Source organism: Streptomyces sp. DF42 (genome assembly GCF_058267695.1).
Window position 1 is genome coordinate 4,374,625 of sequence record NZ_CM177859.1, and the last position, 18,608, is coordinate 4,393,232.

Annotated in this window: 20 protein-coding genes; 5 read left to right on the top strand and 15 right to left on the bottom strand. The window is 69.7% G+C overall.

The features are described from left to right. Positions 1 to 161 precede the first annotated feature (161 nt). On the bottom strand, positions 162 to 599 hold the full coding sequence (locus tag ACYUED_RS19865) for an Lrp/AsnC family transcriptional regulator (protein WP_491293619.1): 438 nt from the start codon (positions 597 to 599) through the stop codon (positions 162 to 164). A gap of 169 nt (positions 600 to 768) precedes the next feature. On the opposite strand from ACYUED_RS19865, the gene ACYUED_RS19870 reads away from it, so the two are divergent. Further along, positions 769 to 2,043 carry an ArgE/DapE family deacylase gene (locus ACYUED_RS19870; protein WP_491293620.1) on the top strand — a complete coding sequence of 425 codons (1,275 nt, stop codon included), beginning with the start codon at positions 769 to 771 and terminating at the stop codon, positions 2,041 to 2,043. A 219-nt stretch (positions 2,044 to 2,262) separates the two neighbouring features. Here the strand turns inward: ACYUED_RS19870 and ACYUED_RS19875 are convergent, their stop codons facing one another. Beyond that, on the bottom strand, positions 2,263 to 2,883 hold the full coding sequence (locus ACYUED_RS19875; protein ID WP_491293622.1) for an aldehyde dehydrogenase family protein: 621 nt from the start codon (positions 2,881 to 2,883) through the stop codon (positions 2,263 to 2,265). 48 nt (positions 2,884 to 2,931) lie between these two features. Here ACYUED_RS19875 and ACYUED_RS19880 point away from each other — a divergent pair, with 48 nt between their 5' ends. Next, on the top strand, positions 2,932 to 4,302 hold the full coding sequence (locus tag ACYUED_RS19880; protein WP_491293623.1) for an MFS transporter: 1,371 nt from the start codon (positions 2,932 to 2,934) through the stop codon (positions 4,300 to 4,302). Here ACYUED_RS19880 and ACYUED_RS19885 read toward each other — a convergent pair. The 6 genes from ACYUED_RS19885 to ACYUED_RS19910 all read right to left on the bottom strand — a co-directional run bounded on the left by ACYUED_RS19885 (position 4,235) and on the right by ACYUED_RS19910 (position 10,862). Beyond that, on the bottom strand, positions 4,235 to 4,735 hold the full coding sequence (locus ACYUED_RS19885; protein ID WP_491293624.1) for an HAD domain-containing protein: 501 nt from the start codon (positions 4,733 to 4,735) through the stop codon (positions 4,235 to 4,237). The two genes, ACYUED_RS19880 and ACYUED_RS19885, sit on opposite strands and share 68 nt — an antisense overlap. Before the next feature lie 49 nt (positions 4,736 to 4,784). After that, positions 4,785 to 5,408: an RraA family protein gene (locus tag ACYUED_RS19890; RefSeq protein WP_491293625.1), complete on the bottom strand. Its 624-nt coding sequence runs from the start codon at positions 5,406 to 5,408 to the stop codon at positions 4,785 to 4,787. Between the two features lie 191 nt (positions 5,409 to 5,599). Next, positions 5,600 to 7,711 carry a phosphotransferase family protein gene (locus ACYUED_RS19895; RefSeq protein WP_491293626.1) on the bottom strand — a complete coding sequence of 704 codons (2,112 nt, stop codon included), beginning with the start codon at positions 7,709 to 7,711 and terminating at the stop codon, positions 5,600 to 5,602. A 339-nt stretch (positions 7,712 to 8,050) separates the two neighbouring features. Further along, positions 8,051 to 8,917, bottom strand: coding sequence for a GntR family transcriptional regulator (locus ACYUED_RS19900; RefSeq protein WP_491293627.1), 867 nt, complete (start codon positions 8,915 to 8,917; stop codon positions 8,051 to 8,053). 320 nt (positions 8,918 to 9,237) lie between these two features. Beyond that, positions 9,238 to 10,032 (bottom strand): HAD family hydrolase, encoded by a 795-nt coding sequence (locus ACYUED_RS19905; RefSeq protein ID WP_491293628.1) that lies wholly within the window; start codon positions 10,030 to 10,032, stop codon positions 9,238 to 9,240. Further along, positions 9,981 to 10,862 carry a GntR family transcriptional regulator gene (locus ACYUED_RS19910; protein WP_491293629.1) on the bottom strand — a complete coding sequence of 294 codons (882 nt, stop codon included), beginning with the start codon at positions 10,860 to 10,862 and terminating at the stop codon, positions 9,981 to 9,983. The genes ACYUED_RS19905 and ACYUED_RS19910 overlap by 52 nt, the downstream gene beginning before the upstream one ends. Positions 10,863 to 11,070: 208 nt before the next feature. On the opposite strand from ACYUED_RS19910, the gene ACYUED_RS19915 reads away from it, so the two are divergent. Then, the gene (locus ACYUED_RS19915; protein ID WP_491293630.1) at positions 11,071 to 11,259 is read left to right on the top strand and encodes a hypothetical protein; all 189 of its coding nucleotides are present in this window, start codon (positions 11,071 to 11,073) and stop codon (positions 11,257 to 11,259) included. A gap of 45 nt (positions 11,260 to 11,304) precedes the next feature. Here ACYUED_RS19915 and ACYUED_RS19920 read toward each other — a convergent pair whose 3' ends face one another. Continuing rightward, positions 11,305 to 12,228, bottom strand: coding sequence for a GntR family transcriptional regulator (locus ACYUED_RS19920; protein ID WP_491293631.1), 924 nt, complete (start codon positions 12,226 to 12,228; stop codon positions 11,305 to 11,307). A 172-nt stretch (positions 12,229 to 12,400) separates the two neighbouring features. On the opposite strand from ACYUED_RS19920, the gene ACYUED_RS19925 reads away from it, so the two are divergent. Further along, entirely contained in the window at positions 12,401 to 12,586 is a 186-nt protein-coding gene (locus ACYUED_RS19925) for a hypothetical protein (RefSeq protein ID WP_491293632.1), read from the top strand. A 210-nt stretch (positions 12,587 to 12,796) separates the two neighbouring features. Here ACYUED_RS19925 and ACYUED_RS19930 read toward each other — a convergent pair whose 3' ends face one another. The 3 genes from ACYUED_RS19930 to ACYUED_RS19940 all read right to left on the bottom strand — a co-directional run bounded on the left by ACYUED_RS19930 (position 12,797) and on the right by ACYUED_RS19940 (position 15,800). Continuing rightward, positions 12,797 to 14,050: a GNAT family N-acetyltransferase gene (locus tag ACYUED_RS19930; protein ID WP_491293633.1), complete on the bottom strand. Its 1,254-nt coding sequence runs from the start codon at positions 14,048 to 14,050 to the stop codon at positions 12,797 to 12,799. Positions 14,051 to 14,221: 171 nt separating this feature from the next. Next, the gene (locus ACYUED_RS19935) at positions 14,222 to 15,175 is read right to left on the bottom strand and encodes an asparaginase (RefSeq protein ID WP_491293634.1); all 954 of its coding nucleotides are present in this window, start codon (positions 15,173 to 15,175) and stop codon (positions 14,222 to 14,224) included. A gap of 22 nt (positions 15,176 to 15,197) precedes the next feature. Continuing rightward, the gene (locus ACYUED_RS19940) at positions 15,198 to 15,800 is read right to left on the bottom strand and encodes an RsiG family protein (protein ID WP_491293635.1); all 603 of its coding nucleotides are present in this window, start codon (positions 15,798 to 15,800) and stop codon (positions 15,198 to 15,200) included. A 159-nt stretch (positions 15,801 to 15,959) separates the two neighbouring features. Between ACYUED_RS19940 and dtd the strand changes: the two genes are divergently transcribed. Further along, positions 15,960 to 16,439: a D-aminoacyl-tRNA deacylase gene (dtd, locus tag ACYUED_RS19945; RefSeq protein WP_491293636.1), complete on the top strand. Its 480-nt coding sequence runs from the start codon at positions 15,960 to 15,962 to the stop codon at positions 16,437 to 16,439. Positions 16,440 to 16,457: 18 nt separating this feature from the next. Here dtd and ygfZ read toward each other — a convergent pair whose 3' ends face one another. The 3 genes from ygfZ to ACYUED_RS19960 are packed head-to-tail and all read right to left on the bottom strand — an operon-like array spanning position 16,458 to position 18,487. Continuing rightward, a complete protein-coding gene (gene ygfZ / locus ACYUED_RS19950; RefSeq protein ID WP_491293637.1) occupies positions 16,458 to 17,423 on the bottom strand; it encodes a CAF17-like 4Fe-4S cluster assembly/insertion protein YgfZ in 966 nt (321 codons plus the stop codon). A gap of 10 nt (positions 17,424 to 17,433) precedes the next feature. Then, a complete protein-coding gene (locus ACYUED_RS19955; protein WP_491293638.1) occupies positions 17,434 to 17,895 on the bottom strand; it encodes a Fur family transcriptional regulator in 462 nt (153 codons plus the stop codon). 16 nt (positions 17,896 to 17,911) lie between these two features. Further along, a complete protein-coding gene (locus tag ACYUED_RS19960) occupies positions 17,912 to 18,487 on the bottom strand; it encodes a heme-binding beta-barrel domain-containing protein (protein ID WP_491293639.1) in 576 nt (191 codons plus the stop codon). Between the last annotated feature and the right edge of the window lie 121 nt (positions 18,488 to 18,608).

Below are 18,608 nucleotides of genomic sequence, written 5' to 3' on the forward strand. Positions count from 1 at the left end.
CCCCAGGTGGAGGGCCCCAGGCGCCCGGACTTAGCTGAGACAGGACATACGGGGAGGCTGAGCTGCCTGCCTATAGCCACCGAGGCGACCACCGGTCTGCTGCGTCGGCCCGAGGCCGGCGGACGCCGGCCTCGGCACTCGCGGTGGTCCCACGGTGTCGATCACACGCGAGGCCGGTTCAACAGCCGGGAGAGCACGATGGCGCTCTCGGTCCGTTCCACAGGAGCGGTGGCGCGCACGCGTTGGATGGCCTGTTCCAGGTGGGGGATGTCTCTGGCGAGCATGTGGACGACTGCGTCGGCGGCCCCCGAGACGGTGCAGGCTTCGACGACCTCGGGGATGGCCTCCAGGGCTTGGCGCAGTTCGGCGGGGGTGGGATTGCCGGTGCAGTAGACCTCGACGAAAGCCTCGGTATGCCAGGCCAACGCCTGAGGATCGACGAGAGCGGTGAAACCGCGGATCGCGCCCGTGGCCACCAAGCGGTCGAGACGCCGCTTGGCGGCGGGCGCGGACAGCCCGCACGCCTTGCCGATCTGGGCGTACGTGGCCCGTGCGTCGTGCAGCACATACCGGATGATCGCTTGATCGATGGCGTCCATGGCCTCACTCCAGACGTCAGAACCTGCGGCCCAGCGCAAGAAATGGCCACAGGCCCCCTGACATTGCAAGAAAGAGACAGTAGGCAGCAGCAAATGGCGATTGCTTGCGTTGTCCGCCGAACATAGTCTCCGGCTTGTCCTGATGTCACGCGGTGGGAGCAGTGTGGAGATGACAGCAAGCCTGAGCGATGTGGAAGCCTCGGCACTGGCCGCGGTGGACGAGGCGGCCATCGCCCGGTTGCTGCTGGAACTTCTCGCTTTTCCGAGCGTGACGGGGAGCGCCGCGGAGTCCGAGGTTCAGCACGTCCTTGCCCGGCATCTGGAGCGGATGGACCACGATGTCGACCTGTGGTCCATGAACCTGCCCGCGCTACGTGACCATCCCCGTTTTCCCGGCAGCGAGGCCCCGCGCACCGAGGCGTGGGGCCTGGTAGGAGGCACGGTGCCCCACGGCGACGGGCCGACCCTGATCCTCCAGGGGCACGTCGACGTCGTCCCTTCCGGAGACCTGGCGCGTTGGGAGGGCGACCCCTTCCGCCCCCGGGTTACCGGGGACGTGGTGCACGCACGAGGAGCGTGCGACATGAAGGCGGGTGTGGTGGCGATACTCGCCGCCCTGGCCGCGATACGGGAAGCGGGCGCAAGGTTGCGCGGCCAGGTGTCAGCGCACTTCGTCGTCAGCGAAGAGGACGGCGGGCTCGGGGCGTTCGGCACCCTCCAACGCGGCCACACCGGCGACGCCTGCATCATCACCGAACCGACCAGCGGCGCGGTCATGACCGCGAACGCCGGCGCCCTGACCTTTCGCATCCAAGTACCCGGCCGGGCCACCCACGGCAGCACCAGATACGTGGGAGTGAGCGCCATCGACGCCTACCTGCCCATCCACCGCGCGCTCGCCCATCTGGAAGCCCGCCGCAACGTCGGCGCCGACCCGCTCATGTCCGAATACCCCATCCCCTACCCGCTGTCCGTCGGTACCGTTCATTCCGGCGACTGGGCCAGCAGCGTGCCCGACCTGCTGGTGGCCGAGGGAAGACTGGGCGTCCGGCTGGGCGAGGATCCGGCCCAGGCACGCACCGAACTGGAGGCGTGCGTGGCCGAAGCCTGCGCGGCCGACCCCTGGCTGCGCTCCCACCCCGCCACGGTGACGTGGCCCGGCGGGCAGTTCGCCAGCGGACGGCTGCCGGCCGGGCATCCGCTCGCGGCCCAGGTCGCCGACGCGCACGCCGACGTCACCGGCGGCCCGCGACCTTCCGAGCGAGGCGCCCCCTACGGCAGCGACCTGCGACTGTACTCCGGGGCGGGCATCCCCACGCTGCAGTACGGCCCCGGCGACGTACGCCTCGCACACGGTCCACAGGAACAGGTCCGCCTGAGCGACATCGTCACCGTCACCCGGGCACTGGTGCTCGCCACACTGCGCACGGTCGGCACCAAGTAGGAGCCCCCAGCCTCACCCCCGTGCACCGGGCTGCTGTCGCAGCCGGCTGTTCTGGGAGAACGAGCGGGGCAAGCGGGTCTCGCATGCCCCGGAGTACGTCGCGCGGTTCGAGGACGGGCGGGGGCTGGTGGTGGACTGCCGACCGCTGGAGCGGATCGACGCACGGTCGGCAGTGAAGTTCGAGGCCACGCGGGCGGCCTGCGCAAGCGTCGGGTGGGGCTACCGGGCGGTCGGCGAAGTGGAGGTGTGGGGGCGGCTACGGGTCCGGTCACGGCTGGTCGCGTAGTTCCCCGCGCCCCAGACTCGGCGTTGTTCCCGCCGTCTCCGAAGAGAAGCTCTCGCGCAGCTGCAACGGTGCCATGCCGTGCCAGTGGCGGACAGCCCGGCGCACTGCGCGAAGGCGTCGGTGGACCGCTCCGCGCGGATCGACTCGATCGCGCCCGGCACATCGCCGGTACGGCACTCCGTGATGGGTTTGCCCGCGTCCTCGCAGTCCAGGCGGGCCAGGATCTCGGCGTCGCGCTCCATCAGTTCGGCGAGGCGCAACAGGACCGCGGCCCGCTCCCGGGGCGGCCGAGCCGCCCACACCCCGCCGTCGAAGACGCGGCGCGCCTGGTAGGCCTTTCGCTCCTGGCTCCTGGGCTGTCGACTTCCGGCCACCCGAGCCATCGGCTCCCGGCCACCCGAACCGTCGGCCCCTCGGGTCAGCCGCCGTGGGCTCTTGACCCCGAATTCATCGGCAACCGGCCCCAGGGCCGTCCGCTGCTGGCCGCCAGGGTCCCCCGTGTGGCCGTCGGTGTCCTCCGGCGGGTCGGTTCGGATTTCTACGGTTGCTCCCATGCGCGCACGCCGGCCCGTCCACGGTCCGTGACAGGAAGAGGGTCCCCCATGACCGCATCCGTCGGAGCGACGGCTCCGCCCCGGTCCGCGAGCAGCGGCTCGCTCGCGGGAGCCCGTCGGGTCACGGCCACCGTGTTCGCCGCCCAGGGCGTGGCGGTGGCCGCCGTGTCCACCACCGTGCCCGCCGTGGAGAGCCGTCTGGGGCTGTCGTACCTGGCGATGACCGCCCTCACGATCGCCCTGACCCTGGCTGCGGGCGCCGGCAGCTTCGCGGGTCTGGCCGCCGTACGCCGCTCGAGTCCCGTCCCCGTCATGCGCGCGGCGGTGCTGACCGCGGCCGCGGCCCTGCTGTCCGTGGCGTGGGCACCCGGCCGGGCCACCGCCTCGGCGGCCTATGTCCTCTTCGGGCTGGCGCTGGGCGCCATCGACGTGTCCGTCAACACCCGCGCGGCCACCGTCGAACGCCACTACGGGCGCAGCATCCTCTCCTCCTTCTACGCCGCATGGAGCGCCGCGGGCGTGGCAGCCGCGCTGCTGACGGCGGGCGTCTCCAGGCTGGGCTGGCCTGTCCAGTACGTCCTGACCGCGCACGCCGTACTCGTGGCCCTCCTGGCGCTGACCGTCCGGCCCCACGCCCTCGCGCCCGTGCCCTCCTCGTCCAGTGGCCGACCGGCGCCGGACGACGAGATCCCGGGGCGGCGGGTGTGGGCGCGGCTCGTCCCCTTCGGTGTCGTTCTGCTCGTCGCCTACGTCGTCGACTCCACGGTCTCGGCCTGGTCGACGGCCTACCTTCACCAGACGCTCGCCGCGTCCCTGGCCGCCGCGCCGCTCGCGTACGCGGCCTACCAAGCGGGCACGGTGACCGGCCGGGCGGGCGCCGACCTCATGGTGCGCCGGGTCGGGCCGGTGGCGGTGGTCCGCGCCGCGGCCCTGCTCGCGGCCGTCGCCCTGGCCGGTCTGGCGGTGGCCCCGAGCTGGCCGTACGCGGTCGTCGCGGCATGCTGCGCGGGCCTCGGAGTCGCCGCCCTGATCCCGTTGTGCGTCACCGCGGCCGGCCGGCTGCGACCCGGTGCCCCCGAGACGGTGCTGGCCCGGCTCAACGTCTTCAACTACGTCGGCGTGCTCGTCGGAGCCGGCGCGAGCGGGGGTCTGGGGGCTACGGGCCACTTCCGCATCGCCTACGCGATACCCGCTGCCCTCGCCGTGGCCCTGGTGGCCACGGCGCGCTTCTTCCGCCCGACGGCACCCGAGCCGGCTGCATGCGTGGACAACCCGCCGACCGGGATGAGGCACCCAGGTCGGGCACGCACTCTGCCTCACCTTGAGCGAGACCGGACACCCGCCACCGGGCTCACCGCGCCCCACCCAGCCGACTCCCCCGCAGCCACTCCTCCACTACGGCGAAATCCGCGTCGGTGAGTGCGTGCCGGTGGTCGACCCGGTGCAGCAGGGCGGGTGCCGGATGATGGGCGGCGACCCAGTCGCCGTCGGCGGCGGTGATCTCGTCGTCGAGCCAGACGAAGGGCCGGCCGTCCGCCCAGGCCACCAGGGGCCGGGTCTTCCAGTGCAGCGGCGCCGGCGGCTCCTCCTCGTCGGGCCAGTCGACCAGCGGCAGCGGGGGCAGGCCCAGCCAGGCCGCGAGGCAGATGTTCGCGTCCTCCATCCAGGTCGTCGCCCACACCAACTCGCAGTCCAGGGCCGTGAGCCGTGCGCCGAGTGCGGGATCGATGCGGTTGAGCAGCGGATGGTCGACGGCCTCGCGCGGCACGGCGAAGCGCGCCCGGTACGACGGGTACGGGCGCTCCGACCCGAACGGGATCAGTGTTCCGTCGATGTCGAGGAAGAGAAGCATCAGGAACAGGATCGGCGACCGGCGTCAGGGGAGCAATGAAGAAAGCGGATCAGCCCTCGAATCCCTGCTCCGCCAGGATCTTGTCGATACGCGCCCGGTGCGCCGCCTCCCACGCGTCCAGGGACTCGCCGGCCTCCTTCTCGAGCCTGCCCCGGGCCGCCGTGAGCACCTCGTCCAGCCGGGCGGCGGGTACGGCGACGACGCCCTCCTCGTCGGCCACGACGACGTCCCCGGCCTCGACCCGTACGCCACCGCACGTCACCGGCGCGCCCAGCGGCCGTACGACCGACTTGGCGCCCGGGATCGGGATGACACCCCGGGCGAACACCGGGAACTCCATCGCCCGTACCTCGGCGAGGTCGCGGACCAGCCCGTCGAGGACGAAGCCCGCGATGCCCCGTCGCTGGGCGACGGCGCAGACGTTTCCGCCCGCGAGCGCCCAGTCCAGGTCTCCGGACTCGACGACGACGACCGATCCGGGCTCGGCGCGATGGATGGCGGCATGCAGCATGAGGTTGTCGCCGGGCGCGCAGCTGACGGGGAAGGCCGGCCCGGCCACCCGCCCGGCCGGCCCCCACAGCGGGCGGATTCCGATGTCCATGACCTGCCCGTGGCCGAGAAGGTCGGCGAGTGTGGTCGTGGGGACGGCGCTGAAGTCGGTGGCGTCAGTCATACGTCGGACGCTATCGCTCCCACCCGGACCGGTACGTGACGCCTGCTCAGTGGACCGTTCCGCTCAGTGGACCTCCGTCATCGGTCGATCCACCCGTCCGCCCCGGCATGCCGCCCCCCTTGGCCCCCCGACAACCGACGGAACGTCATATTCCCGTGGTCGCACCGGCTTTCGGTGGAATCATGTTCCCCCTAGGCCAGGGCGCGGGCAAGATAGGGGTTCGCCGTGATGCGGGTGGGCAGGCCGAGTGAGGCGGTGGCCGCCGCCAGGGTCATGGCGTACGAGTCCACGGCCCGGCGGACGTTGGGAGCGTCCAGGGCGTCGCCGGTCATCAGACGGTCGAGGTCGATGTACGCGGAGCGCACGATCTCGATCCAGCGGTAAGCGCGCCAGTCCTTGCGCCAGTCGACCGTGTACTTGTCCGGCAGCCCCAACTCCCAGCGCCGGAACATCCGGTCCCGGATCTCCGGACGGGTGGGCGTGAGATGCATGTGCCGGACCAGGTCGTAGAGGGGATCACCGACGATCGCCATCTCCCAGTCGATGATGGTCAGCGCAAGGTCGTCGTCGCGGCGCACGAGGTTCCACGGGTTCAGATCGCCGTGCAGCAGTGCGGGCGCCCGGTGACTCACCTCGCGGTGGGACAGGATCTCCGCCAGCCGGTCCGCACCTGGCAGCCCGAGAAGCCGGGCCAACTGCTGCGATTCCTTCGGCAACTCCCTTACGAGCGACACCAGTTGCTCGCGAAGCCAACGGTAGAAACCACCCTCTCCGGCCGCCGGGTCCACCTGCTTGTAGTCGACCTGTGTCATGGCGCGGAGCTGGTCGACCAGCCGGTCCGCCTCGTGCGGGAGCAGGCCGTGCACCGGATGGCTCGGCGGCTCGTCGATGTCGCGGTTTCCGACGTACGTGTGGATCGCGAAGGGTTCCTTGCGATAGCCCTTGCCCAGGGCCAGGACACGCGGAGCGGCCACCTCGACACACGACTGCTCGATGGCGCGCAGCACGGCGTGCTCGCTGAGGAAACTGCGCTCACGTCGGCACAGCTGCGCCACCTTGCGCCGCACCACGACCGGGAAGTCGATGTCCGCGACCCAGACCACCGTGTTGAGGTGGGCCGTCCCCTTGAACACCCGGTTGGCAGGTGCGGCACCCTCCGCGATCAGAGCCCGGCCGACCGCTTCGCGCGGGAAGTCGCTGTGTTCCGGAAGGCGCCTGTCCGATCTCCAGTGGACGCCGTACGGGTCCTGCCTCAGGCCACGGATCCTGTCGTCCCGTGAGGCCCGCCAGCGGAACAGGATCCGCTCGATCTCTTCCAGGTTGGGCACGGTCCGCAGCCTGAGCGGCTTGGCCGCGACCTGCAGGGCACGGCGCACTGCGGCGGTCGCGTCGTCCAGGGTCTTCTGGTCGGCCGAGCCCTCCAGTGACTTCGCCGCCCGCATCACGTCCGGGTAGACGGACTGCGCCCGCTCGAATTCGACGTAGTGGTGCAGGTCCTTGTCCAGGCCACTGACGGCCGCCGGGCGGGTCGTCTCCATGGCGTGGGCCCACGCCCCGACCACCTCGTCCCACTGGTGATCCGGATAGTGCATGCGCACCAGGTGCGTCGCGAGCTCGTGCAGGGGGTCCCCGTAGGTCGCCAGCTCCCAGTCGACGCAGATGAGGGGCGGATCTCCGCCGTACGACACGATGAGGTTGTCGCGGTGGAGGTCCGCGTGGAGCAGGCTGTACGGCCGCCGTTTCATGGCGGGCACCCGCTCCGCGAAGCGGGTCAGGGCATCTTCGGACATGCCCAGCGCGGCGAACAGGCCCCCGAAGACGAGCCAGTTGGGCCGACGGATCTGCCGGTCCGCCTGGTGCGCCAGAACGCGCAGGAACCCCTGACTGTCCTTGTTCTGGGGCCAGGCCGTCGGCAACGCCGGCAGCGCCTCCCTGCGCACCTGAGTCATCTGCGCGAAAAGTCCGGCCAGTGCCTTGACCAGCAGAGCGTCTACCGGTTTGCCGTTCCCGCAGATACTGGAGAGAGGCACACCCTCGACGTAGCTGTGGATCGCGAAGTGGTCCCGCTTGACGAGGCACTCCGGAACATGGGGGAGGATCCCCTTGATCGCCTGGAGAATCTCCGCCTCGTTGTTCCAGGTCCTGATGACCACCGGCAGGGCGTCCGTGCGCCGGACCCGCACCGTCACCGGCGTACCCACGTCACGGCCCAAGAGGCGCGCCATCCACTCTGTGAGCGGCAGCATGTAGTTCTTGTTGTGGTGCCCGCTGGTCGCCTGCCCCAGCGTCGCAGCGTGACTCATGAACGCCTGATAGGCGTCATCGAGTGTGGCGCGTTCCCCGCGGAAGGGGCGGGGAAGAGGAGGTGCGCCCACTGGCCGCTCCGGGTGCGAAATGGGTGAAGGTAGGGCAAACCGTAAGCGCGCGCTGGATCCTGCGCACACCAGAATGGGGTGTGCGTGACCACAACGGGTGGCGTTCCACCCTTTTGCCCAGAGTCTGCATGAGGTCGTCCGAGATTTATCTGTTCGACATGGCCATACGGACGAAAGGGAGCGATTGCTCAGTCGGTGCGGGCATGCTACAGCACTCCACTGGGCTCTCCTTGAGTACCGCCGGCATCGTGCACCCCACCCGCACACCTACTCGGAGAGCCGCTCCCAGACCGACTCGAACCAGTCCCGCATGCTGTCCACGAAGACCGAGCCCTCGGAGCCAGGGTCGGCGTCCTTCGCATGGTGGGTCAGGGTGGCACCGAGCCCCAGCACGTCGAGCGCCGTGACCTCGTCCCCGCTGTCCAGGACCACCGGGCGCTCGATGACCTCGTAGAGACCATGCAGGACCTCGGCACCGTTGAACACGTAGAGCTTGAACGTCGGGGTCAGTGGTGTGTGCCGGATGTCCAGGTCGACCGAGGACACCAGCCTTTCCGCCTGCAGGTCGCGCAGCACGTCCCGCAACGAATCGACGTGCCGCCGAGTGATGTGGTGGAGGCGGTCCCGCAATCGCGGATCGTCCTTGTCGTCCTTGATCCTTGGATACGGCAGGATCAGGGACTCCGACGGCAGGAGCATCCGCAGGGCGATCCGTTGGGGCGCGATGGCCTTGGCCCGGATCCGTTCCGCCTGCAGCCGGATGTGCGCGTCGAGGGACTCCGAGGTCAACGTGTAGACATCCAGGGTGACTTCGGGCCTTTCGAAGGCCTCGCTGATCAGCGGACCCAGCGTCATGGGCTGGCGCGAACGGGTGGCCCTGGCCTTGGTGGACTGGATGCGCTGGCTCTTGATGACGCGCGCGTTCGTCCCCTGCCGGTTCTCGATCCAGCCTTCGTTGCCCAGTTCCTGCATCACGCGCTGGACGGTGTCCCGGGAGACCCCGAACTCCCTCGCGAGCTCTCGCTGCGAGGGCAGCAGGGCACCGAGCGGATACGTCCCGTCGGTCATCCGGGTCCGCAACTCGTCGGACACCTGCCGGAACGCCTTGCCGTCACCACTCCGCTTGGCCGTCACACCGCCTACCTACCGCCGTCGGCCAGGCGGCAAACCAGTTTCAGTCAGGCAAGCAGTCCAGCCAACTTGCCGGTTAACGGATCAAGTTGGGCGGGCATGCCTGATAACAACCGTCAACCAGTCAAGGGCATAGTCCAGTTGCCTGGTTCGCCGAATGCGACAGGGGGTGGCAGCCGTGGTCCTCCAGGCTGTGGGAGGCGCTGTGCAGGTCGACAATCTGGTTCAACTGGTAGGCGGCGTACTGGGGTTGCTGACCTCGGTGGCGGCCATGCGGCGCGCCCGCTCCGAGGCGAGGAAGGCCGAGGGGCGCGGGGCCCGCTCTAGCCCCGAACCATCTTCAGCAGCGGCTCCAGAGAACCGACGACCGCGTCCGCTCCGGCTTCCTTCAAAAGCTTGGCTTTCTGTCCGTTACGCGCGTAGCCGAGGAACGGAACGCCGGCCTGGAGTGCGGCCTCGAGGTCCGAGGGGGCGTCGCCGATCATCAAGGAGGCCGAAGGGGCGGCGCCCATCGCGCTCAGGGCGCGGTTGAGGCAGTGGGGGTGCGGCTTGAGGTGGTGCAGGTCGTGGGTACGGCCGTAGATGTGGGGGGCGAAGCAGGGGACCAGGTCCCGGCTCATCAGGTATTTGCGCACCACGCGCGGGGAGTTGTTGGTCGTGATGGCCAGCCGGGAGCCGATCGCCGTCCAGGTCCGTATCAGCGGGTCGGCGTACGCGGTGGGCATGGCCGAGGACGCCGCCCGCAGTTCCTCCTGGGTGAGACGTTCCTCCAGTTCCGCGACCAGGTCACTGCCCGGGTGACGGCGATCGACGGCGCGCAGGACCACGTGAGGGTCCAGGGACTGTCGTTCCGGCTCTGTCAGCAGGCCGTGCAGGCCTCGGCCTTCGAGCCACTCCACCAGTTCGGTCGCCACGCGCTCCGCCGAGTGCCCGGCGAACAGGCGGCAGATCGGGCCGTCGAAGTCCCAGAGGACCACATCGGTACGCCTGATCAGTTCCCGGATCTTCTCGGTGTCGTGCTCCGTGTCTTCTGCCACCGGTTCGGTCTGCGTCGTATCACTAGTCACTAGGAGAGTGTCAGGTCCGTCGTAATGGTTTCCCAGAGGGCGTCGAACCACTTCTGGGATTCCTCCACGAACGCGGCGTCGCGCTGGCCGGCCTGCTTGGCGAAGGAGAAGAGGACGGAGGCGGAGCCGAGGGCGTCGTACATCTCCAGGGTCTGGCTCTCGTACTCCTCCTCGCGTTCGGTGAGGACGTAGTACCCGAGCAGGACTTCCTCCCGGTTGAGCACGTACAGCTTGATCGGCGGGGTGAGGGGCAGGGCGCGGAAGGTGACATGGACGTCCAGGCCGTGTGTGGAGCGCAGGGCGAGGAGGTTGTGCCGCAGGACGTGGAGCTGTGCGTTGCGCATCGCCAGCCACCGCTGGTGCACCGGGTCGTCGTCGCCACGGCCCTCGACGAGGACCGGGAAGGCGAGGTTGATCTCCCTGGACGGCACCAGGATGCGGACGTCGATCGACTCGGGGCTCAGGTTGCCCTCATGGATCTGACGCACCGGTTCGCCGAGGGCCAGCATCAGGGTCTCCGCCGTGTGGCATACGACGTCCACGCGCACGTGCGATGCGGAGAACGCCTCCGTCAGCCGTGGCGCCAGCCCCACCATCGTCGGCTGCGGCTCCCCCATGGCGAGCGCCGGCGGCTCCGCGATCCGTGGCGGGCTCCCCTTGCTGACGTTGCTGAGCAACCCGTCTTCCTGGAGGGCGCGCAGGGCCTGACGGACGGTGCCGCGTTCCACCCCGAACTCGTCTGCCAGCTCGGCCTGGGTGGGCAGGCGGTCTCCGGCCTTGAGGTCACCGCTGTTGATCCGTTCCCGCAGGATGTCGGCGATCTCCTGCGGCGTGAGCCTTCTGCTGCCGTTCACTGCCACGTTCTCCTGGGTCACGACCAAACGCTACAACTCGGATCCATCTACGGGGAGTTGTTTGAAACTTGTTTATGAGTAGGTACCAAGTGGGGACAACTTAAGAGAAGTTGGTTGCCAACTCAATCGAGTTGGCGGAAGTTTTGCTTCCCCTCTCCACCCGCCTCGATTCGAGTTCCCACGCAACACCCCCCACCGCACCGTCCCGCCCGCGAAGCCTGAAGGGGGAACCACCGTGCCTGCTCTCGCCCTCCTCTCCGCCATATTCGTCGTCGGCTTCGAACAGGTCGTCAGCTGGAAGTACGGCGCCACCGGCATCATCGGCCTGCTGCTGCTCACCATAGGCATCAAGGCCAGGAACCCGGCCGTCAGCTCCATCGGGGCCGTCGTGCTCGCCCTGCTGGTCGCGGGGCCCGCTCTATGAGCGAAGAAGCAGGCCGCGGCCTGGCCGTTCGCACTGTGGGAGACGTCAGCTCGTGAGCATCAGCTCCGAACTGATCGTCTCCCACAGTGCGTTGAACCACAGGTGAGACTGCTCGACGAAGGTGGTGTCGCGCAGGCCGGCGCCCTGGGCGAAGGCGAACAGCATCGACTGCGTGCCCTCGGCGTCGTACATCTCCAGTTGCTCGTGGTCGACCTCCTCCTCGCGTCGCGTGAGCGTGTAGTACGCGAAGAGCGCCTCCGTGCCGTTGAGCAGGTACAGCTTCACGGGCGGAGTGAAGGGCAGAGCGCGGAAGGTGACGTTCACGTCGATGCCGTGCGTGGTGCGCAGGGCCAGCAGGTTGTGCCGCAGGACCTGGCCCTGGGCGTTGCGATGGAGCAGCCAGCGGTGCTGCAGCCGGCCGTCGGCGGACGGGTCCACCGGCGTGGGGAAAGCCAGTTCGATGTCGCGACTGGGCAGCAGGACCCGGACGTCCACCTTGGCTGGTTTCAGCTGTCCCGCGTGGATCCGGCGCAGCGGTTCGCCCATGGCGAGGGTCAGGGAGACCGAGGTCAGGCAGAGGGCGTCGATCTCGACGTGCGGGGCCGCGAAGGCGTCCGATATGCGCGGGGCGAGGGACACCATGGTCGGCAGCGGTGGCGCTCCGGGGCCGGTCAGGGCCTTGCTCAGCCCCAGGTCGGCGGCGACGGTGGCCGGGCTTCCCTTGGAAACATTGGTCAGCAGGTGCTCCGACTGCAGGATCCGCAGCGCTTGGCGTACGGCGCCGCGCTCCACGCCGAACTCGTCGGCCAACCTGGCCTGCGTGGGCATGCGCTGACCCGGTCGCAGCTCGCCCGACGTGATGCGGGCGCGCAACTCGTCGGCCACGTCTCGATGGGACGTCTGGGACGTCTGTGGCTGCCGTGACCTCTTCCGCCCATTGACGGCGGCGTGTTTCGGGTCCACAACCAAACACTACAACTTCCCGCCATCTTTGGGCAGTTCCAGGAAAGGTGGTTATAAGCCGCTTCCAAACGGAGATAAGTACAGTGAAGTTGGTGACCAACTTCTGCAACATGGTCAAACTTCAGGAGGGTTGGCCGCAACCAGGGGTCCGCCTCCCCGTCCCGAAGGAGGGACCGTCATGCCGCTCATCGCCCTCGTCGTCGCCGCCCTCGCCATCGGATTCGAGCAGCTCATCCAGTGGAGGTACGGGCCGATGGGCATCATCGCCTTCGTGGCGCTGTCCGTCGGAATCAAGGCCAGGAACACCACGATCAGCGGCATCGGCGCGGTCATCCTCGTGATGCTGCTCGCCCAGTCCGGCTGAGCCCTACCGGGGTTCGCCGTCCCAGGATCCGGCTGGCCGGGCTCCCTTCCGGAGGGGAGCCGGGAGTCCGTCCAGTCTGTACCAGCACAGCCACAACCGAACACCGACAACTGAACAGCTCCAACAGCACAGCCACAACTGAACAGCACCGTCACAACTGAAGAGCACAGCTACGGATGAGTCGTCAGTCGTCGTCGGAAGGAAGGAGGCTCAGAACATGTCCGGGCACCACGGTCGCCTGGACGTACGCAGCAGGGCGTCGGCCACTCGGGCGGCGCCCGCTCGTTCTTCCCGCGCCCGGCCCAGCGCCGCGAGCCGCACCACCGACTCGTCGCTCAGCCACAACCTCGCCAACTCCCCTACTTCCAGGGTGAGTTCGGCGCTCTCGGTGGTCGGTGTGCAGGACGCGCCCTGCGCCGACGCCTCAAGGCGGAAGCGGCCGCCCGCCAGGCCGGCCCGGTCGGCGACCTCCAGCACCAGGGAGCCCGCCCCTTCGTACGTCCGCGACTCCAGCGCCCGTACGACATCCAGGATCCGTACCCACAGCCAGTCCGCGGACGCGGTGATGGCGGCGGCCCTCGGGTCCGGCAGGAAGAGGGGAAGCAGGTCGTCCGGGGCCCGCTGGCCGCTCTTGACCCGGGTGACCCAGTCGATGGAGCAGAGGTAGGTCCACAGGGCGCGCTCCGCGGCCGGGGTCGCCGCCATCAGGTGCCGCACGGTCGCCGTGTTCAGCGGCTTGCCCTCGGCCCACTTGTCGTCGACCTCGTACATGGCCAGTCCCTCGACCTCGCCGTCCGCCGCGCGGTACACGGCGAAGAACGGCTCGGTCCATTTCGGGTCGAGCCGTATGCCGCCCGTGTTGAGCTGCCACCACCAGTCGCCGCGGCTGACGACGCCGGGGGTCGCGCGGCGGACGCGGTCGTGCAGTTCGGGACCGAGTTTGCGTACGTCCTCGGCGTCCACGAGGTCCACACGGCCGCCGCCGTCCGGGCCGGACCAGCGGGGGTCGAGACCGGTGCGCGGGACGTCGACGGTCCACTCGGCGGCCGAGGTGGCGGGGCCGAATCCGTAGCGGCCGTAGATCGGGTACTCGGCGGCGATCAGGGTGGCCACGGCGTCGCCGCGCTCCTTGGCGCTCGCGAGGTCCTGGCCCATCATGCGGGTGAGCAGGCCCCTGCGGCGGTGGGTGGCGGTGACGGTGACCCCGGAGACGGCGTCGGCGGCCACGAGGCTTCCGCCGACCGCGGTGACCTCCTGCGCGAAGGAGCGGAACGTCGCCACGCAGCGGGCTCCGTCGAAGGCGCCCAGCCAGCGGCCCTGTTCGAACTGGGTGCGGCGGGCTTCGAGATCGGTCTCGGTGACGGTGGGTTCACGCAGGAAGCCTGTGTTCACAGCGCGGAGCCACTCGGGGAGTTCTGCCTCGGTGATCGGGCGGACGTCTATGTCGGAGTGCGCGCGGGTCATGGGATCACGGTAGGTGGACGGCGGTGAGGTGTCGCGGGATTTCTGCCGCCCCCGCCATGGGCTCGGTCCCTGGACCCGTCAAGGGCTCGGCTCCCTGAGACCCCTGTCAGGCCCGACAGCCGGCCTCGTCCTCGTACGCCGGACGGTCTGCGGGATGCACGACCGGCCGCACTAGAACACCGCCCGGATCTCCCCCACTTCCCGCCCACCCCCGAGCACGGCGGCCTTCCCGACCCGCTGCACCACCGCCCCCTCGACGCCCATCAACCCCAGCACCCGCCCCAGCACCGGGCCCAGCGCCCGCACCGCTCCGTCCTCCACCTTGAAGGCGAGCGCCCGGCCGTCCGGGAAGGCCACCGCCTGCACTGCCTCCGCGCCGACCTTGGACAGCGCGCCGGGCACCCCGCGCATGAGCCAGGTGTCGTGGCGGTGGGTGCCGGCGACGTACTCGGGGTGGGCGCGCATCGCGTCGGCGACGCGGCGCTCCGGCGTGTCCGGGGCGGCCAGGACGAAGGAGCGGTAGGCGCGGGCCAGGCCCGTCAGGCTGATCGCCGGCACCGGGGCCCCGCAGCCGTCCGTGCCGACCGCCGCGACCCGCTCGCCCGACACTTCCTCCACAACCCTGTGGATGAGTCGCTGGAGGGGATGGGCCGGGTCCAGGTAGCTGGCCTCAGGCCAGCCACGGAGCGCCGAGGCCGCGAGCATCGCCGTGTGCTTGCCCGAGCAGTTCATCGCCACTGGGGAGCGCGCTCCGCCGGAGGCCAGGTACGTCTCCCGCTCCTCCGCGTCCAGCGGCAGGTCCGGCGGGCACTGCAACTGCGCCTCGCTCAGGCCGTGTTCGTCCAGCATCCTCAGGACCAGGTCCCGGTGGAAGGGCTCCCCCGAGTGGCTCGCGGCGGCGAGGGCGAGGCGCTCGCCCGACAGGTCGAGGCCCGCCCGCAGGACGCCCGCCGCCTGCATCGGCTTGTGGGAAGAGCGCGGGAAGACCGGGGAGGTCACGTCCCCGAGGGCCAGCTCCACCGACCCGTCCGCGCCCATCACCACCAGGCTGCCCCGATGCCGGCCCTCGACGAATCCCGAACGTACGACCTCGCAGAGGACCGGCGGTGCGACGGGCACGGACATCGGCGGCGACCCTTCGGAGGCGTCACATCAGCAGGTCGTCGACCTGCGCTTCCCCCTCACGGTACCGGCGCGCCATCTCACCGCTGCTGTCGTCCGCGGTCCGCTGCAGCCGCTGCCGCCTCAGGGAGACCCGCTGCTCGTAGCGGACGAGCCGGCCCATCGCCCTGTTCAGCTCCAGGTCGGTGCGCGCCTGAAGGTCGGAGAGTTCGACCTCGGCGAGCATGTCGGCGGCCAGTCGCCGGTACTCCTCGTTGTGCGGGGTGCCCAGGGTGACGTGGCGGGCGGAGGAGCGGTGGCGGGCCGGGGCGTCCGTGAGGATCTCGGACAGCCGCTCGACCACCGAGCCCGCGCCCGTCGGTGAACGCCGCGCCAACTCCGCCCGCAGGATGTCGATACGCCCCTGCAGCAGCCGCCGTACATAGCTGAGGTCGGCCTCGTCTCGGTGGGCGTCACGGCGCAGGGTGCGCAGCTCGGCGAGGCTCAGCACGGAAAGGTCGTGCTCGGGTGGATCGCAATGCGTGCTCGGGCTGTCGGTGCGTTGAACGGGCGGCCGCAGGGCCATCCGCTCTCCTGTTCGGATCAGCGGGGCAGCCCCAGGCGGCTGCCCGATACTCGATGTGCTCATGTTCCTCTACCGTCCCCTCGCCCGGCGCGTGAAAGCATCGTGCCACCCCAAGTGGCCGCTATGTGACCGAGTGCCCCCGATCAGCCCCAGATGGGGGGGTTAAGGAAGAAAAAAGAATGCCGGTGCAGTACCCTCCGGGCGGCCCGGCATGATGGTCCTATGCGAGCAGTGGTGCAGAGGGTGGACGGCGCGAGCGTCATGGTCGAAAACCAAGGGGCGGACCGAAGCTCCGCGGTTGAGGGTGGTGGCGGGAGACGGGCGGACGAGACCGTCGGGGAGATCATCGGCGAGGGGCTGTGCGTCCTCGTCGGCGTGACACACGAGGACACCAAGGAGAAGGCGGCCCAGCTCGCCCGCAAACTCTGGTCGATCCGCATGCTGCACGACGAGAAGTCCTGCAGTGACATCGACGCCCCGCTGCTCGTGATCAGCCAGTTCACGCTCTACGGGGACGCCCGCAAGGGCCGCCGGCCCACCTGGAACGCCGCCGCCCCGGGTGATATCGCCGAGCCCCTCGTCGAGGAGGTCGTCGCCCAGCTGCGGGCGCTCGGCGCAACGGTGCAGACGGGCCGTTTCGGCGCGCAGATGCGGGTGTCCCTGACGAACGACGGCCCGTTCACCGTCTTCCTGGAGATCTAGGGTTGATCCAGGGGCGATCTACGGTTCCACGACGGCTTCCTGCGCGGCAGCCGTGTCCCCCGCCATCAGCCGCGCCTCCACCGGCACGTTCCGCTTCACCAGGGCCAGGGCGACCGGACCCAGCTCGTGGTGGCGTACGGACGTCGTGATGAAGCCGATCTTGCGGCCGTCGGGGTCCTCGTCGGCGAGGCGGATCTCCGTGCCGGGGCTGGGCAGGTACACCTCGCTGCCGTCCAGATGCAGGAACACCAGACGGCGGGGCGGCTTGCCGAGGTTCTGCACCCGCGCCACCGTCTCCTGGCCCCGGTAGCAGCCCTTCTGCAGGTGCACCGCGGTGCCGATCCAGCCCAGCTCGTGCGGGATGGTGCGGTGGTCGGTCTCGAAGCCGAGGCGCGGGCGGTGGTGTTCGACGCGCAGCGCCTCGTACGCGAGGATCCCCGCCGGCGGGCCGGACTTCTCCGCGTACGCCTCCAGGTCCGCGCGCGGCAGGAAGAGGTCGCGGCCGTACGGCGTCTCGCGTACGGCGACACCCTCCGGCACCTCGGCGATCGAACCGGCCGGCAGGTGCACCACCGCGAACTCGGCCGTGCGGTCGGTGACTTCGACCCGGTAGAAGAACTTCATCGACTCCAGGTAGGCGAGGAGCGCGTCCTGCGTGCCGGGCTCGATGTGGGCCCAGACCGTCTCGCCGTCGTCGACCAGGTAGAGCGCGTGCTCGATGTGGCCGTGGGCGGAGAGGATCAGCGCCTCGGTTGCCTGGCCGGCCGGGAGGTCGCTGACGTGCTGGGTGAGCAGCAGATGCAGCCAGCTCAGCCGGTCGTCGCCGGTCACGGTGATGACGCCCCGCTGGGAGAGGTCGACGAAGCCGGTGCCGTCGGCGAGGGCGCGCTGTTCGCGGAACAGTTCGCCGTAGTGGGCGGCGACGCCTTCGTCCACGCCCTCGGCGGGGACGGCGCCGGGCAGGGACAGGAGAGGGCTCTTCATGGGCACAAGCCTACGACTCGGTAGTTGAACTCTTCAGAGAGCTGTGCGGAGCCGCCGTCGCCGCGCAGTCCTTGCAGCGGCCGAAGATCGCGAAGTGCTTCATGTCCGTGTCGAAGCCGAACTCGCGGCGGAGCTTGGCGGTGAACTCGGCGGCCACCGACATGTCCGCCTCGATCACGTTCGTGCAGTCACGGCAGACCAGGTGGATGTGGTGGTGCCGGTCCGCGAGGTGGTACGTCGGCGCTCCGTGCCCGAGGTGGGCGTGGCTGACCAGCTCCAGCTCCTCCAGGAGCTCCAGGGTCCGGTACACGGTGGAGATGTTGACCCCCGACGCCGTCTTCTTCACTTCCGTGAGGATGTCGTCGGGGGTCGCGTGCTCAAGGGTGTCCACGGCTTCGAGGACAAGCTGACGCTGCGGCGTCAGCCGGTAGCCGCGCTGCCTGAGGTCGCTCTTCCAGTCGGTGCTCACCACACCGCCGAGTCTAGAACTACTTGAAGAAGGCGATGCCGTCGTCGGGCATGTCGTCGGGGAGGGCCTTGGCCCAGCGCTCGACGTCGTCCGGGGTGACGACCTTCTTCAGGTGGGCCGACATGTAGGGGCGCAGCTCGACCTCGGGGGTCTGCTTCTCGCCGACCCACATGAGGTCGCTCTTGACGTAGCCGTACAGGCGCTTGCCGGCGCTGTAGGGCCGGGAGGCCGCCGTGCGGGCCACCGCGTCCGTGACCAGGTCGATCTGCGGCTTCTGGTGGGCGAGTTCGCCGTACCAGATCTCGATGACGCCGTCGTCGCGGGTCATCGTCACCTCGACCTTGCGGTGCGCGTCGATCCGCCAGAAGCCGGACTCGGTCTCCAGGGGCCGGACCTTGTTCCCGTCGTTGTCCAGGACCCAGGTGTGGGAGTGGTACTCCAGGAAGTCCCGGCCGTCGTGGGTGAAGGTGACCTCCTGCCCGAAGTTGCACTTCTCGGCGCCCGGGAAGTCGTGGACGCCCGCGCCCGCCCAGGTGCCGAGCAGGAAGGCGAGGGGGACGAGGTCCTTGTGGAGGTCGGACGGGATCTCGATCATGGGGTCGGCAGTTCCTTGATGGGGGTCAGCGCTGGCCTTGGTACAGCTTCTTCACGGTCAGCCCGGCGAAGGCGAGGACGCCGACGCAGACCAGAACCAGCAGGGCTTCGAAGAATGCCTC

What these genes read in the sequence shown, in the direction of transcription:
- ACYUED_RS19865 (WP_491293619.1), bottom strand. Translation starts at nt 599, where the DNA reads ATGGACGCCATCGATCAAGCGATCATCCGGTATGTGCTGCACGACGCA.
- ACYUED_RS19870 (WP_491293620.1), top strand. Translation starts at nt 769, where the DNA reads ATGACAGCAAGCCTGAGCGATGTGGAAGCCTCGGCACTGGCCGCGGTG.
- ACYUED_RS19875 (WP_491293622.1), bottom strand. Translation starts at nt 2,883, where the DNA reads ATGGGAGCAACCGTAGAAATCCGAACCGACCCGCCGGAGGACACCGAC.
- ACYUED_RS19880 (WP_491293623.1), top strand. Translation starts at nt 2,932, where the DNA reads ATGACCGCATCCGTCGGAGCGACGGCTCCGCCCCGGTCCGCGAGCAGC.
- ACYUED_RS19885 (WP_491293624.1), bottom strand. Translation starts at nt 4,735, where the DNA reads ATGCTTCTCTTCCTCGACATCGACGGAACACTGATCCCGTTCGGGTCG.
- ACYUED_RS19890 (WP_491293625.1), bottom strand. Translation starts at nt 5,408, where the DNA reads ATGACTGACGCCACCGACTTCAGCGCCGTCCCCACGACCACACTCGCC.
- ACYUED_RS19895 (WP_491293626.1), bottom strand. Translation starts at nt 7,711, where the DNA reads ATGAGTCACGCTGCGACGCTGGGGCAGGCGACCAGCGGGCACCACAAC.
- ACYUED_RS19925 (WP_491293632.1), top strand. Translation starts at nt 12,401, where the DNA reads ATGCCGCTCATCGCCCTCGTCGTCGCCGCCCTCGCCATCGGATTCGAG.
- ACYUED_RS19930 (WP_491293633.1), bottom strand. Translation starts at nt 14,050, where the DNA reads ATGACCCGCGCGCACTCCGACATAGACGTCCGCCCGATCACCGAGGCA.
- ACYUED_RS19935 (WP_491293634.1), bottom strand. Translation starts at nt 15,175, where the DNA reads ATGTCCGTGCCCGTCGCACCGCCGGTCCTCTGCGAGGTCGTACGTTCG.
- ACYUED_RS19940 (WP_491293635.1), bottom strand. Translation starts at nt 15,800, where the DNA reads ATGAGCACATCGAGTATCGGGCAGCCGCCTGGGGCTGCCCCGCTGATC.
- dtd (WP_491293636.1), top strand. Translation starts at nt 15,960, where the DNA reads ATGCGAGCAGTGGTGCAGAGGGTGGACGGCGCGAGCGTCATGGTCGAA.
- ygfZ (WP_491293637.1), bottom strand. Translation starts at nt 17,423, where the DNA reads ATGAAGAGCCCTCTCCTGTCCCTGCCCGGCGCCGTCCCCGCCGAGGGC.
- ACYUED_RS19960 (WP_491293639.1), bottom strand. Translation starts at nt 18,487, where the DNA reads ATGATCGAGATCCCGTCCGACCTCCACAAGGACCTCGTCCCCCTCGCC.